The organism is Flavobacterium sp. (assembly GCF_046293665.1).
Lineage (GTDB): Bacteria > Bacteroidota > Bacteroidia > Flavobacteriales > Flavobacteriaceae > Flavobacterium.
Genome location: NZ_JBKBOL010000004.1, coordinates 1 through 13,981, shown reverse-complemented (window position 1 = coordinate 13,981; position 13,981 = coordinate 1). Strand labels below are relative to the sequence as shown.

14 protein-coding genes are annotated in these 13,981 nt (G+C 35.7%); all 14 read right to left on the bottom strand.

The window, feature by feature from the left end:
- Positions 1-64: 64 nt before the first annotated feature.
- On the bottom strand, positions 65-628 hold the full coding sequence (locus ACK4R1_RS07730; protein WP_409685426.1) for a DUF4256 domain-containing protein: 564 nt from the start codon (positions 626-628) through the stop codon (positions 65-67).
- 203 nt (positions 629-831) lie between these two features.
- Positions 832-2,622 (bottom strand): acyl-CoA dehydrogenase family protein, encoded by a 1,791-nt coding sequence (locus ACK4R1_RS07725; RefSeq protein WP_409685423.1) that lies wholly within the window; start codon positions 2,620-2,622, stop codon positions 832-834.
- 61 nt (positions 2,623-2,683) lie between these two features.
- Complete coding sequence (locus ACK4R1_RS07720) at positions 2,684-3,034, bottom strand: four helix bundle protein (protein WP_409685420.1); 351 nt, start codon at positions 3,032-3,034, stop codon at positions 2,684-2,686.
- Between the two features lie 26 nt (positions 3,035-3,060).
- On the bottom strand, positions 3,061-4,242 hold the full coding sequence (locus ACK4R1_RS07715) for an acetyl-CoA C-acyltransferase (protein WP_409685417.1): 1,182 nt from the start codon (positions 4,240-4,242) through the stop codon (positions 3,061-3,063).
- An 84-nt stretch (positions 4,243-4,326) separates the two neighbouring features.
- On the bottom strand, positions 4,327-6,717 hold the full coding sequence (locus ACK4R1_RS07710) for a 3-hydroxyacyl-CoA dehydrogenase NAD-binding domain-containing protein (protein ID WP_409685414.1): 2,391 nt from the start codon (positions 6,715-6,717) through the stop codon (positions 4,327-4,329).
- Positions 6,718-6,782: 65 nt separating this feature from the next.
- Positions 6,783-7,214 carry a MarR family winged helix-turn-helix transcriptional regulator gene (locus ACK4R1_RS07705; RefSeq protein ID WP_409685412.1) on the bottom strand — a complete coding sequence of 144 codons (432 nt, stop codon included), beginning with the start codon at positions 7,212-7,214 and terminating at the stop codon, positions 6,783-6,785.
- Positions 7,215-7,445: 231 nt separating this feature from the next.
- A complete protein-coding gene (locus ACK4R1_RS07700) occupies positions 7,446-8,132 on the bottom strand; it encodes a hypothetical protein (protein ID WP_409685409.1) in 687 nt (228 codons plus the stop codon).
- A 156-nt stretch (positions 8,133-8,288) separates the two neighbouring features.
- Positions 8,289-8,708 carry an IS30 family transposase gene (locus tag ACK4R1_RS07695; RefSeq protein ID WP_409685978.1) on the bottom strand — a complete coding sequence of 140 codons (420 nt, stop codon included), beginning with the start codon at positions 8,706-8,708 and terminating at the stop codon, positions 8,289-8,291.
- Between the two features lie 26 nt (positions 8,709-8,734).
- Positions 8,735-9,289: a transposase gene (locus ACK4R1_RS07690; protein WP_409685406.1), complete on the bottom strand. Its 555-nt coding sequence runs from the start codon at positions 9,287-9,289 to the stop codon at positions 8,735-8,737.
- A 202-nt stretch (positions 9,290-9,491) separates the two neighbouring features.
- Complete coding sequence (locus ACK4R1_RS07685) at positions 9,492-10,082, bottom strand: hypothetical protein (RefSeq protein ID WP_409685403.1); 591 nt, start codon at positions 10,080-10,082, stop codon at positions 9,492-9,494.
- A 142-nt stretch (positions 10,083-10,224) separates the two neighbouring features.
- Positions 10,225-10,785: a hypothetical protein gene (locus tag ACK4R1_RS07680; RefSeq protein ID WP_409685401.1), complete on the bottom strand. Its 561-nt coding sequence runs from the start codon at positions 10,783-10,785 to the stop codon at positions 10,225-10,227.
- Between the two features lie 719 nt (positions 10,786-11,504).
- Positions 11,505-11,885 carry a hypothetical protein gene (locus ACK4R1_RS07675; protein ID WP_409685398.1) on the bottom strand — a complete coding sequence of 127 codons (381 nt, stop codon included), beginning with the start codon at positions 11,883-11,885 and terminating at the stop codon, positions 11,505-11,507.
- A 589-nt stretch (positions 11,886-12,474) separates the two neighbouring features.
- Entirely contained in the window at positions 12,475-12,939 is a 465-nt protein-coding gene (locus ACK4R1_RS07670) for a hypothetical protein (protein WP_409685395.1), read from the bottom strand.
- Positions 12,940-13,176: 237 nt separating this feature from the next.
- Positions 13,177-13,836: a hypothetical protein gene (locus ACK4R1_RS07665; protein ID WP_409685392.1), complete on the bottom strand. Its 660-nt coding sequence runs from the start codon at positions 13,834-13,836 to the stop codon at positions 13,177-13,179.
- Positions 13,837-13,981: the final 145 nt, after the last annotated feature.

Genomic DNA, 13,981 nt, shown 5'->3' with positions numbered 1-13,981 from the left:
CTTATTGGATTAGGTATCGAAGATAGGAAAATAAATGGTTTTGTTTTATTTGGTAAAAAGAAATTTAGACCCTTAATGACCCACGAAATCCTCGCGCAGCATAGTAAGATTCAGCCCCATTATGATACACAAAGACATTGCCATAGCGAAAATCACAAAAGAGTGCACCACTTAATTTTCTGATTTCGTCCGGTGTTTTTATCCAGCTGGATGTTTTGGTGTCGAAATTTCCCAATTGCTGTAATTTGCGGTATTGTTCTTCTGTTAATAGATCAATACCCATGTCAGTTGCAGCATCAATAACATTGTTTTGAGGTTTGTGTTCTTTTCTTGACTCCAATGCTTGACGATCGTAGCAAAGACTTCTCCGGCCTTTTGGACTTTCCAGTGAGCAATCATAAAAAATGTATTCGTTTGTTTCTTTATCATAACCAATGACATCCGGTTCGCCTTCGGTTCTTTCCATTTCATAGAGCGACCAAAGTTTTTCGGGATTGGCTTCTAGCTTAGCTTGTATTTTAGCCCAATCCAAATTTGGATGGCGGTTAGTGTTTTTCTCAAAACGGATCTTTAATATATTGAGTAGTTCATCACTTTTTTCTGCAGACAAGGTGTTTTTGTTTTCCATCGGTTTACTGTTTTTTTAGTGTGTTTTTATTATTTTTATTTTCAGTATATGTGAATACAGTTAGGCTAAATTACTTTTTTTTCAAAAGCTTTAGTTATTTCTTTAGATTGTTCAACGGTTATTTTGAAGTTTTTTTGACACTCAAAAAAAAAACCATCTGAATATCACAGATGGTCTTTCAAAACAATTAACGTAACTAAAATTTAGAAACAATAGCTATTTTCCGCCACTAACTTGGTGGTAATAGTTTCTCTCAATCCAACAATGTTGGGCATGTTGGTGTATTTGGTAAATCGACGTAATCCCATCAACATCATGCGTTGTTCATCGCCTTCGGCAAAAGAGATAATGCTTTCTTTTCCTTTTTGGGTAACTACGTCAACGGCTTTATATAAGTATAACTTAGCCATGGCAATTTGCTCGGTTGCTTTAGCTTCGCCTTCTTTCTTGGCCAATTTTTCGGTTCTTAGGATAGTACTTTCAGCGATATAAATTTCGATTAGCATATCAGCGGCTGCCATTAATAATTGTTGGTGAGCGTCTAAATCCATACCGTATTTTTGAACCGCAGCTCCGGCAACCATTAAGAAGGCTTTTTTCAATTTAGCGACCATTTCTTTTTCTTCCGAAAATAATTCCGAATAGTCAGGTGTTTCGAAGGATGGAATACCCATTAATTCTTCTTGGACTTTCATGGCCGGACCTAATAAATCCACATGGCCTTTCATCGCTTTTTTAATTAACATTCCTACCGATAACATACGATTGATTTCATTGGTTCCTTCGTAAATACGAGCGATACGGGCATCACGCCAAGCACTTTCCATCGGTGTATCTTCTGAGAATCCCATTCCTCCATAGATTTGGATGCCTTCATCGGCACAGTTTTGAACATCTTCTGAAACGGCCACTTTTAGAATAGAACATTCGATAGCGAATTCTTCTACACCTTTTAATTCGGCTTCTTGGTGAGTCGCACCTTCAGCTTCGCGAATTTTGATACGGTTTTCAATGTCTTTGGCTGCACGATAGGTGGCACTTTCTCCGGCATAGGCTGAAGTGGCCATTTCGGCTAATTTATAACGAATCGCTCCAAAACTTGATATTGGTGTATTGAACTGAATTCTTTCATTGGCATAATTCACGGCATTGGAAGTCACGCGACGTTGGGCATCCAAACAAGCAGCTGCTAATTTGATACGACCAACATTCAGTGCATTCATCGCGATTTTGAAACCTTCTCCGCGACCGGCCAACATATTTTCAACCGGGACTTTAGTATCGGCAAAGAAAACTTGGCGCGTAGAGGAAGCTCTAATTCCGAGTTTGTGTTCTTCTTCGTTCATTGTGATTCCGTTGCTTGGGTCATTTTCTACAATGAAACCAGTAATGTTTTTATCGTCTTCGATACGTGCGAAAACAATGAATAACGAACAGAAACCTGCATTGGAAATCCACATTTTTTGTCCGGTGATTTTATAATGTGTTCCGTCTTCAGAGAGTACGGCTTTGGTTTTTCCGGAGTTCGCATCCGAACCGGCGCCGGGTTCAGTCAAACAATAAGCACCAAACCATTCACCTGAAGCTAGTTTAGGTACGTATTTTTGTTTTTGTTCTTCCGTGCCGTACAAAGTAATCGGCATGGTTCCAATTCCGGTGTGCGCACCAAAAGCTGTTGAAAACGAACCGGTTGCGCCCGAAATATAATCGCATACCAAACAGGTATCTACGAATCCCATTCCCATTCCGCCATAAGCTTCAGGAACGGCAACGCTTAAAAAGCCCATTTCTCCGGCTTTGCGCATCATTTCTTCTGTAAACGCATAATCTTTGTGCTCGAAACGGTCTTTGTTAGGCCAAATTTCTTTGTCGACGAATTCCTTAACAGAATCACGCATCATAAGTTGCTCTTCTGAGAAATCTTCCGGAGTGAAGATGTCTTCGTATTTGGTTTCTTTTACTAGGAATTGACCTCCTCTTGTTATATCTCTCATTTTATTATGTTTTTAGAGAAAAGAAAATAGAACATAGAACATAGAAAATAGAGAATATACTCTATTTTAATCCATTCTGGAAAGACATAGTCATTCTTTGAAATTCTTCTATTTTAGTTTCTAATTGGTTAAAAATTATTTCGTTTATATATTTTCTGTGTTTTGCAACTATAAGTTGTGTAATTAACTCAAATGAAGAACCTAGTGAAATGTCAATAAAGTGGCTGAACGATTTATCTGTTCTTGAAGAACCTTCAGCAATATTACTAGCTATAGAGACTGAACATCTACTCAATTGTGAACTTAAATCATATCTCTCATGTTTGGGAAATTCTAATAAAATGTCTGAAATATCATTAGCAATTTCAATCCCAAGTTGCCATATTTTTAAGTTCTTATAGTTATGTCTCATTTCTATGTTCTATACTCTATATTCTTTTATAGAAGTTCATAAACTCCCGCCGCACCTTGTCCGGTTCCGACACACATGGATACGATTCCGTATTTGTCACCTCGGCGTTTCATTTCGTCAAATAATTGCACTGAAAGTTTAGCTCCTGTACAGCCTAATGGATGACCTAATGCAATGGCTCCACCATTTACATTTACGATATCCGGATTGATGCCTAATTCGCGGGTAACGGCTAAAGCTTGAGAAGCAAAGGCTTCGTTTAATTCAATTAAATTGATATCGTTTAAAGTCAAGCCTGCTTGTTTTAAAGCTTTCGGAATGGCTTTCACCGGACCAATTCCCATAATTCTTGGTTCAACACCGGCAGCGGCATAACTTACCATTCTGGCGATAGGCGTAAGGTTTAATTCTTTGACCATTTCTTCACTCATGATTAGGACAAAAGCGGCTCCGTCACTCATTTGCGAAGAGTTACCGGCGGTTACACTTCCATCGGCTGCGAAAACAGGACGCAGTTTACTTAAAGCCGAAGCATTGGTATCAGCTCTTGGTCCTTCGTCTTTGGTTACCGTGTATGACTTGGTTTCTTTTTTACCATTTTCATTGATAAATGTTTGTTCGATGGTAATCGGTACAATTTGTTTGTCGAATTTACCTTCGGTTTGTGCTTTTATGGCTTTTAGATGCGAGTTTAAAGCAAATTCATCTTGATCTTCACGAGAGACATTGAATTGCTTGGCCACGGCTTCTGCGGTTAATCCCATTCCCCAATAATAATCTTCGTTGCCTTCTTTGGCTACTGCGTAATCTGGTGTTGGTTTATAACCGCCCATTGGGATAAAACTCATGCTTTCGGCACCGCCGGCGATGATGCAATCGGCCATGCCGCTTTGTATTTTAGAAGTCGCCATCGCAATGGTTTCCAATCCGGAAGCACAATAACGATTCACGGTTACACCCGGAACATCGGTTACTTTTAATCCCATTAACGAAATCAAACGCGCCACGTTTAATCCTTGTTCGGCTTCGGGCATGGCGTTTCCGACCATGACGTCGTCAATTCTTGTTTTGTCAAAATCAGGCAGTTCATTCATCATGAATTGAATGGTTTCGGCAGCCAATTCATCGGGACGTTTAAAACGGAAAACTCCTTTTGGGGCTTTACCTACGGCGGTTCTGTATGCTTTTACTATGTATGCTGTTTTCATATTTTTAATTTTAAGATTAAAGAAAATAGAGTATAGAGAATAGACTATTTTGTAATTCAGAGTCTATATTCTATGTTCTATTTTCTAATTTCTCAACGGTTTTCCTTTGGTTAGCATGAATTGGATTCTTTCTAAAGTCTTGCGTTCTGTACACAAGCTTAAAAATGCTTCTCTTTCAATATCCAATAAGTATTGTTCAGAGACCAAAGTTGGTTCGGATAAATCGCCTCCTGCCATTACGTAAGCTAGTTTATTGGCGATTTTTTGATCGTGTTCCGAAATGTATTTTCCGGCTACCATTTGGTCGGTTCCGACTAAAAACATTCCCAAAGCTTGTTTACCTAAAACTTTGACATCTTTTCTTTGGATAGGTTGCGTATAACCGGCTTCTGCCATCAATAGAGCATGTTTTTTGGCTTCTGCTATTTGACGATCTTTATTGACCACTACGATGTCTTTTCCTTTTTGCAATACGCCCATGTCAAATGCTTCATAGGCAGAAGTGGCTACTTTGGCCATGGCTACCGTTAGGAAGTATTCTTGAAGAACATTTAGTTCTACGTCGTTTTTACGGAATAGGTCAGAGGCGCGTAACGTCATCTCTTTAGAACCGCCACCTCCTGGAATCACCCCGACACCAAATTCGACCAGACCAATATAAGTTTCTGCTGCAGCAACTACTTTATCGGCATGCATCGTCATTTCACAACCACCGCCAAGTGTCATGCCGTGTGGCGCAACGACAACCGGAATCGAGGAGTAGCGGCAACGCATCATGGTGTCTTGGAACATTTTGATGGCCATGTTTAGTTCATCATATTCTTGTTCGACAGCCATCATGAAAATCATTCCGATATTGGCACCGACAGAGAAATTAGTTCCTTGGTTACCAATCACTAATCCGTTGTATTGTTTTTCGGCTAAGTCGATGGCTTTGTTGATTCCGACTAAAACATCACCACCAATGGTATTCATTTTACTCTGGAATTCAAGATTTAAGATACCATCACCTAAATTATGAATTACAGCGCCACTGTTGCTCCAAACCTTCTTGCTTTCGCGAATGTTGTTTAGGATAATGAAACTGTCTTGTCCAGGAACTTTGGTTTGTGATTTGGTTTGGATATCATAGTAGTACGTTGCTCCTTCTTTTACAGTATAGAAACTCGTGCTTCCTGATGCCAACATTTCGGTTACCCAAGCAGCAGGTTGATAGCCTTCGGCTTGCATTAATTCGATTCCTTTGGCTACGCCGATAGCATCCCATATTTCGAATGGTCCGTTTTCCCAACCGAAGCCGGCTTTCATGGCGTCGTCTATTTTGTAGAAATCGACTGTGATTTCAGGAACTCTATTGGAACAGTAAGCAAACATTGCCGAGAAGTTCTTTCTGTAGAATTCCCCTGCTTTGTCTTTGCCTTTTACTAAAACTTTGAATCTATCGATAGGTTTATCAATCGTTTTTGTCAATTCTAAAGTACCGAATGAAGCTTTTTTGGCGGCTCTGTATTCAAGTGTATTTAAATCGAGTGACAGAATTTCTTTGCCTTCTTTTTTGTAGAATCCTTGTCCGGTTTTACTACCGAGCCATTTGTTTTCCATCATTTTATTGATAAAATCCGGAAGTTTGAATAGCTCATGTGCTTCGTCATCAGGACAACCTTCGTATAAACCTTTGGCTACGTGAACTAAAGTATCTAATCCAACTACGTCAACGGTTCTGAAAGTCGCTGATTTTGGACGACCGATTACCGGACCGGTTAACTTGTCAACTTCTTCAATGGTTAAGTCCATTTCTTTGACCAAATGGAATAAGCTTTGGATGCCGAAAATACCGATACGGTTTCCAATGAACGCCGGAGTATCTTTGGCTACGACCGAAGTTTTTCCTAAAAATTTTGAACCATAGTCAAACAAGAAGTCTAATACTTCAGGAGATGTTTTTGGTCCCGGAATAATTTCGAATAACTTTAAATAACGTGCCGGATTGAAGAAGTGCGTTCCGCAAAAATGGGCTTGAAAATCATCGCTTCGGCCTTCGCTCATAAATTTGATTGGAATACCCGAAGTGTTCGAGGTTACTAAGGTTCCTGGTTTGCGGTACTGGTCGATTTGCTCGAACACCAATTTCTTGATGTCTAAACGCTCTACTACGACCTCGATGATCCAATCGTAGTTGGCAATCTTAGCCATATCATCAGTAGTATTTCCCGTTGTGATTCTACTGGCAAACTTCTGGTTGTAAATAGGCGATGGGTTTGACTTCAAAGCATTGGTCAAGTGATCGTTTACTAAACGGTTGCGAACGACTTTACTTTCGAGCGTCAATCCTTTCTTTTCTTCGGCTTCCGTTAAGGCATTTGGCACAATGTCCAAAAGCAAAACTTCTACACCAATGTTAGCAAAATGGCAAGCAATTCCTGAACCCATGATTCCGGAACCTACGACTGCCACTTTTTTAATTGTTCGTTTCATAATTTATTTGTTGTCTGTTATCGGTTGTCAGTTGTTAGTTAAAAGATTAGCTCAAAAGACATAGATTAAAATATTTTTTTCTCTGAAATCAGATCATTAATAGTATCAGCAACTTCAATAAAGTGCTGTAATTTTTCTTCTGAGATATTTTGTTTTATGACTTCATTGAATTTTAGAACAGTTGTTTTTGATTGTTCTCTCATTTGTTTTCCTAAGTCGGTCAGGTAAATCAATACACCACGACCGTCATCGGGATTTTTTTTACGAATGATTAGTCCTTTTTCTTCTAAGGTTCTTAAAGTTCGGGTTAAGCTCGTGGCTTCCATTCCCATTCGGGAACTGATAAAAGTTGATGGTGTTCCTTCTTCTTTATCGATACTCAATAGTGCAAATCCTATCGCCATTGAGCCTTCAAATTTTGAAGCTTCTTCGTTGTACATGCGGGCAACGGCTTGCCAAGTAGCTCGAAGTATATAGTCTATAGTTTTATCTTTCATACCTAAAAATGCTAAAACGTTTTCGTTCTGAATTCAAAGATAAGAAAAATATATTATGCATGCATACTATTTGAAAAAAAATAATTATTTAGTTTTTATGTTTCATATTGCAACAGTATTGATGGATATTTACTAATCATTCCAAATATATAACTACTTTTTGCTTTTAAGTTTCGGGATTAGAGAAAATTCGGGGAGAAACCCAAGCTTAGCAATTGTTGCAAACTGCTGTTATAAGCCGTTCCTTTTTAGAAACTTTTCAAACTTTGCTAAACTGTGAAATTCACAACCAGCATCGATAATCGTGTCAGTTCTATCGTTAAGGATAAAAATTATTTCATGTGAAGTCGAGCACCAACCATAATCAAGTTGCCTTACACTATTCTCTAAATTTACAAGATATCTTGTTTGTTTCTCGTCTAATACTTTCGATACATTATTTCGACTGACTTCAATTTGATTGTTTTTCTTCAAGATATGGAACGAACTTTCTCCTCCTGAAAAACAACCTCTAAATTTCAGTTTTATTTCCGCACTTTCACCGTCTTTTAGATTCGGAATAATATTTTTTTTTGAAAACTTTTTAGTCACATCTGGATAAATATTTAAATGATAAATTTTGGATTCGTCAATAGTCACATTTTGCTTGATGAGTTTGCCATACATGTCAGGATAAACAAATGTATAATTGCCTTTTGCCAAACTGTCTATTTTTACTTTCTGAGGAAGACGAACTGGAAATTCATTTTTCGAAAATTCCCTGTAAAATATTGAGTCTCTATATAGTTTGGAAGGATGTTGAAATATTTCAGTTTCAACAGTACTATCTCCAGGCTTAATGTCTACGATTAAAGTAGCTGAAATTTCTTTTTGACAGCTAGTGAATAAAATGAAAAGCAGTAACAATAAGTGTCTCATTTGCAGATAGTTTATGGTAGTTTCAAGTTTCTAGCGCAATTTTTGGGTTTGTAAATTTACCGTTTTATTTCCCGTATTTTTGCACCAAATTTTGAATGATTTGGCTTCAAAATTCGAGAATAAAACTACGTTATTTTTTTGAATATTGGTCATTGCTTAAATAAAATTTTGGGTCATATACAATCTTGAAATTGTATTTAAAGGCGATTCATATTCGAGTGTCTTTCTAGGTCTTTCGTTTAGCTGATTTTGGACATCTACAATGTCTTTTTTAGAAAGCAGATTAAAGTCAGTTCCTTTTGGAAAATAGTCTCTGATAAGTCCGTTTGTGTTTTCATTTGTTGGTCTTTCCCAAGGCGAATATGGATGGGCAAAATAGACTTTTACTTTGGAGTTTTTGGTGAATAATTTGTGCTGCGCCATTTCAGTTCCGTTGTCATAGGTCAAAGATAATTTTAAGTGTTTAGGAATGTTAGAAAATGCTTTTTCAAAAGCTTTTCTAACCGATGTTGCATCTTTCTTTTTCAGCGGCACCATTATTAAAAATCTGGAAGTTCTTTCCACGAGAGTTCCGATAGCTGATTCTCTGTTCTTTCCCAGTATTAGGTCGCCTTCCCAGTGTCTGGCACTTCTCTGGTAAGCACGTTTTCTGGTCTTTCATCAATACGAATAGGATCTTTAATAGTTGTTCTTTTATCCGTTCCACGACGTACATTTCCTCTGTAATTTCTCTTTTGTCTGAGTTGTGAAATGAGTAGTTTTCCGACCTCTTTTTTAGGTTGAACATAGATGTGAAAATAGATGCTTTCGTGTGATATTTGCATGGTTGAATCAAACGGATAAAATTGTTTTAGCGCATTGGAAATTTGTTGTGGTGACCAATGTAATTTGAGATGTGAATATACAAAATTTTTGAGTTTTGGATTGTTGTCAATTTTGGTTTTTCCAAGTCTTTTGACCATCAGATTATGGATATAATCAACTTCTGCTTTTAGGTTTTGATAAGCGCCCTTTTTGACACGTTTTAATTCACGATTTATTGTACTGGGATGAACCGATAGAGCAGAGGCAATCTGCTTTTGATTTTTACCAAGAGCAATTAGTTTTTCAATCTCGATTCTGTGGTTTCGATTTAGTCTTTTGTAAGCTGTTTTCATAACACAATTTTAAGTCATTTTTTGTCTTAAAAATTGCGTTAGATTCTTGAGTCTGCGGTGGCATGGTGCATAATGTATTGCCGCTTGGCTTTCGTGGCGATGCTAGCGAACTGATTAATTTCTGCTAAAGATAAAGTTTTTTCGTGAAGAAAAAACGTCAAGGTAACAAAGCAATCCAGCCATGAAGCCAAACGGCTGTTAGCTACAGTACCAATTTGTTCCAAAAGTTATCCCTAATAATTTCTTTATTATTCAGTTTTCGATGATTCACTTCAAAAATATCCATTGCAAGACCTTTACATAAATTCTCAGACCAATATACAATATCATTCATAATTGATACTACAATTTCTTTTTGTTCCAAGATTAAATATCTATTCCCATAATATGGAAAAATATTTGGGACAAATTCGTTGCTTATATTTGCTTCAAAACTTTCGAAAACACTTTCCACCGAATTTTTGATATCATTTATACTTTCAGGATATTTTGCCATACATATACCAAATTCTGGATCACCTGAATAACTGTTTATATCGATTTCCAGCTTATCAAGTCCATTCATCGTTTTAAAATAGTTTTTCAAAGAAGGTGTGAATTCAATTCCTAGTTTCTTTTGAAAATCTTTTAAGTCGTTTTCTGACAATCCTTTATTCCATTTAGTTCCTGGTTGGATTTGTAATCCGTCGCAACATTCTAATTCTACATTAACCCAATATTTTTGACTTTCAGTCTTAAAAAGTTCAAAGCTGTATATTGAAGTTGTTAATTTGTTTATGTTGTTTTCTGTCATCGGTGAAGGTATTGTAGCTAACGTGCCGTAGCTTGAAATAGTTGCGAAGCCAGCGAACTGATTATTTTCTGTTAAAGATAAAAGTTTTTCGTGAAAAAAGGATTTCTATTTCCACTAAACTAGCAATTATTTCAAACTGCTGTTATATGCTGCCTTTGCTCTCACGATAAAAATAATGCGGAAAGATTGAATCTTTCTCAATTTCGTTAACTTTTTTTATCCATTCTGGGAAATTATATTTGACTTTTATGACTGAATCATTCACCAAACTATATTCACAAAAGGCATCACCATTTTTTGGATATTTTTTTACTCCATTTGAATTTTTTATCGACTTCAGTTCATACAAACAATCGGTCTTATACGTCCAAAGAAGTTCTATTTTATCTGCTCCAGTATAATAGTGATTTGTAAAAAACCAATAATAACATTGTCCATGAAATTGATAAATTAAAAATTCTTTTTGAAAAACTAACCTTGGATAATAACTATTTGGATCTGCATGTTTTCCAATCCAAGGATAATCTTCAACATCAGACATGTATTCGCCTATTCTCTTTGGTTTTTTTTCAAGTTTCTTTTGTGTCGTTTCCTTTTCAGTAGTTTTCTGCACTTTTTTTGGATAAGATTTTTTAGAAGAATCCTCATTCTTACAGCTAAGAAGAACTAAAAATGAAATCACTAAAAGCACTAATTTCTTCATTTGTGGTTTTTAAAGGTTGCATATAACGTGCCGCGGCTTCGCGTCTGTTGCGATTCCAGCGAACTGCGTACTTTCTGCTAAGATAAAATATTTTTCGTGAAGAAAGAAGTTCAATTCAAGAAAAACCAGCAATAGCGCGAAACCGCTGTTAGCAGTAGTGACATTTAACTACGCTCTTGATTTAAAATTCCAATTATACTCAAAATTGAAATAATCATAATTGGGATTGTTGTTCCTAATAGCTTATTTGGATTATCAGCGGTAGGAATCACATCAACCAAAAAATAAATTTGACAAATAATAGCTCCAAATATTAAAAGCGAACTAAAATATTTTAGCACGATCCAACTTCTTGTATCATCTGGTATTTTGTAAAAACTAATAATACTTCCGACTGTTAATAAGCAATAAAGTATAGGAATAACGAGGTCATTATTTATTGTGTTAGTGATTCCATCAAATAAGCTTCCTATTAGAAGTAATCCAATAGTAAATGTGCAAGCTAACAAGCAGTAAATTATTAATGATATAAAATAAAGTCGTTTCATGAAATTAATTCGAGTGTTCCTAAGTCATTACTGCTAACGTTTCGTGGCTTCGCGTCTGTTGCGATTCCAGCGAACTGCGTACTTTCTGCTAAGATAAAATATTTTCGTGAAGAAAGTAGTTCAATTCAAGAAAAACCAGCAATAGCGCGAAACCGCTGTTACCAGCCGTTTTTATTCTATTTCACTTTTACTGAATCCAGCTTTCAAAATTTCTAAAGTGTCAATTACTTCTTGGTCAAAAAAAGCTTTGATATGATTTTCATATTTAGTAGAATATTGAATTCTATAAAATTTTCCAATGTTATTTTCAAAACCTTTTGAAACTCTACCACCATTTCCTTCGTGTTTAATTCCATCAACATAATAAATCAAATTATTTACTTCACCTTTTCCCCAACTATTACGTGAAACATATTTTCCTATTGAAGCTTTTCCATTAATTTCAATGTCGAACTTTATTCGATAACCGTATATAATCATTCCTAAAGCACCAATAATAAATGCTATAACAAAAACTTTTGATATTTTTTCTGTAACTCTATTTGATTCCATTATCTTTTTTAAGCGGTCGTGAGAAATGGCTGGTAACGTTTTGCCGCTTCTCGTCAGTTGCGAACTGCGGAACTGCGTACTTTCTGCTAAGATAAAAATTAATGCGGAAACTGAACTTGAACTTACCGTAAATTTCGCAATTGCGAGAAACGGCTGTTATAAATCCGGCGTTTTATGTTGAATTACATTAGCACGCAAAGTAACCACAAACATTTTCAGATTCCACTTTCCATTTTCCATTTCAGCGCAAACAACTCCGGCTTCATTTCCAGCACTTTTTACACAAACCTTTTTTTTGCGTTTTCTATTTTAGCGCAAACTTTTTCAGCAATATTTTCTAAATTCAAGAATCTAACGCAACAAATTCCATTCAGAATTTCCATCTCTGATTAAGCAAACTTGGAAATAGGAGTGAAGTTTAAACCGAAAGTTCTATCGATGGAAAACGCTGGTTTATAACGTATCGCCGCTTGGCTTTCGTGGCGACAATTTAATAAATAAGTCGAAAGATAAACAAAATTTGACTTACCTGATTATTTTCCAAGAAAGATAAACCAGCCATGAAGCCAAACGGCTGTTAGCAAACGTTTTATTTTTTAGTACAGAGTTTATAAACAAAACTCTTTCTGCTTATGTTTATATTGAAATAATCTTGATTTTTATCATAAAAACCTTGGTTTCCCAGAAGTATCATTTCTTTCCAATGTTCAAAATACTTTTCTGCCTTTTTTTTGTCAGCAAAATTTAAAACACCGACGTAAATTATTGTATCGTTTGCCTTGTTGATAAATCCAGCATATTGGCGATTGTATTTGTGAAATTTCTTTAAAACATTTTTAGGGTTTTTGAATTTCTTGTCAATTCTGTATTTGGTTATTTTAAAGCTATCAAGTATGTTTTGTTTATATTCATAATAATTTACCGCAATAAATTCTTCAACTTTTTCTATGTCTTTAATTTTCGGCGAATAAGGTTTTACGTAATCTTTTTCAATCCAAGGATAATGTGCAGTTTCGTCAAAAATAACACCTTCGCCAGAATAGTACTTTTCCATACGAATTGTTGGAAATTCAGCTGCAAAAAATAATACTAATAAAACGCAAGTTAATAGTTTCATAGGTGTTGTCTTTCTAGCAGGATTTTAAAATGTTTGCTAACGTTCCGCGGCTTCGCGTCTGTTGCGATTCCAGCGAACTGCGTACTTTCTGCTAAGATAAAAGTTTTTCGTGAAGAAAGAAGTTCAATTCAAGAAAAACCAGCAATAGCGCGAAACCGCTGTTATGAGCTGGTTTTATCTTCTTAACACTTTTATCATTCCATCTGCGCCACGTTTTCCATACATTTTTGGAGCTTCTTCTTTGGATATAATTTGAATGTCTTTAATATTCATTTTTTCAAGAGTTTCAAAAAGCTGATTTGGTTCGTAATCTGTCAATGTGTAATCAAGATATAAAAGTGGATTTGGACCAATTACTCCATTTTTAATTTTCTCTTCAAGAAAAGATTTTACATCATAACTTTTTTCACCTTTCTCGTTTATTAAGTAGTTGCTATCTTCACTTACATTCAGTTTGTTTTCTCGGATAACTTTCCAAAACTTCCCTGACCATTGTCCATTATCCCAAACTGCTTTTTTAGAGTTAAGAATATTTTCTATAATTGCTTTATCTGTTTTTTGTTCAATTAGAAACTTTAATAAGAAATGCATGTCCATTGGCCATTTTGTAGCTTCCATTTTTTTTATAAAATTTTCATTGAACGGTTTTAAATCTTTTTTATAATCATCTTTAAGTACTTTTAGAAAATTCCACAAATCTCCTGATTCTAATTTTACAATACTATCTGCTACAGATTTTTCAAATTCCACTTTCGAAAGTTTATTCAATTTACTATAGTCGTCTTCTTGACAAAAACAAAACAGCGGAAGTAATAAAAAAAACAGTATTCTCATATTTTGCAGATTTTTCAGAAACTAGCTCATAACGTCTTGCGGCTTGAAATAGTTGCGAAGCCAGCGACCTGATTATTTTCTGTTAAAGATAAACGTTTTTCGTGAAAAGTGAATTTCCTTTTTCAACTAAACTAGCAATTGTTTC

What these genes read in the sequence shown, in the direction of transcription:
- ACK4R1_RS07705 (WP_409685412.1), bottom strand. Translation starts at nt 7,214, where the DNA reads ATGAAAGATAAAACTATAGACTATATACTTCGAGCTACTTGGCAAGCC.
- ACK4R1_RS07715 (WP_409685417.1), bottom strand. Translation starts at nt 4,242, where the DNA reads ATGAAAACAGCATACATAGTAAAAGCATACAGAACCGCCGTAGGTAAA.
- ACK4R1_RS07730 (WP_409685426.1), bottom strand. Translation starts at nt 628, where the DNA reads ATGGAAAACAAAAACACCTTGTCTGCAGAAAAAAGTGATGAACTACTC.
- ACK4R1_RS07690 (WP_409685406.1), bottom strand. Translation starts at nt 9,289, where the DNA reads ATGAAAACAGCTTACAAAAGACTAAATCGAAACCACAGAATCGAGATT.
- ACK4R1_RS07675 (WP_409685398.1), bottom strand. Translation starts at nt 11,885, where the DNA reads ATGGAATCAAATAGAGTTACAGAAAAAATATCAAAAGTTTTTGTTATA.
- ACK4R1_RS07720 (WP_409685420.1), bottom strand. Translation starts at nt 3,034, where the DNA reads ATGAGACATAACTATAAGAACTTAAAAATATGGCAACTTGGGATTGAA.
- ACK4R1_RS07680 (WP_409685401.1), bottom strand. Translation starts at nt 10,785, where the DNA reads ATGAAGAAATTAGTGCTTTTAGTGATTTCATTTTTAGTTCTTCTTAGC.
- ACK4R1_RS07665 (WP_409685392.1), bottom strand. Translation starts at nt 13,836, where the DNA reads ATGAGAATACTGTTTTTTTTATTACTTCCGCTGTTTTGTTTTTGTCAA.
- ACK4R1_RS07710 (WP_409685414.1), bottom strand. Translation starts at nt 6,717, where the DNA reads ATGAAACGAACAATTAAAAAAGTGGCAGTCGTAGGTTCCGGAATCATG.
- ACK4R1_RS07670 (WP_409685395.1), bottom strand. Translation starts at nt 12,939, where the DNA reads ATGGAAAAGTACTATTCTGGCGAAGGTGTTATTTTTGACGAAACTGCA.
- ACK4R1_RS07725 (WP_409685423.1), bottom strand. Translation starts at nt 2,622, where the DNA reads ATGAGAGATATAACAAGAGGAGGTCAATTCCTAGTAAAAGAAACCAAA.
- ACK4R1_RS07685 (WP_409685403.1), bottom strand. Translation starts at nt 10,082, where the DNA reads ATGACAGAAAACAACATAAACAAATTAACAACTTCAATATACAGCTTT.
- ACK4R1_RS07700 (WP_409685409.1), bottom strand. Translation starts at nt 8,132, where the DNA reads ATGAGACACTTATTGTTACTGCTTTTCATTTTATTCACTAGCTGTCAA.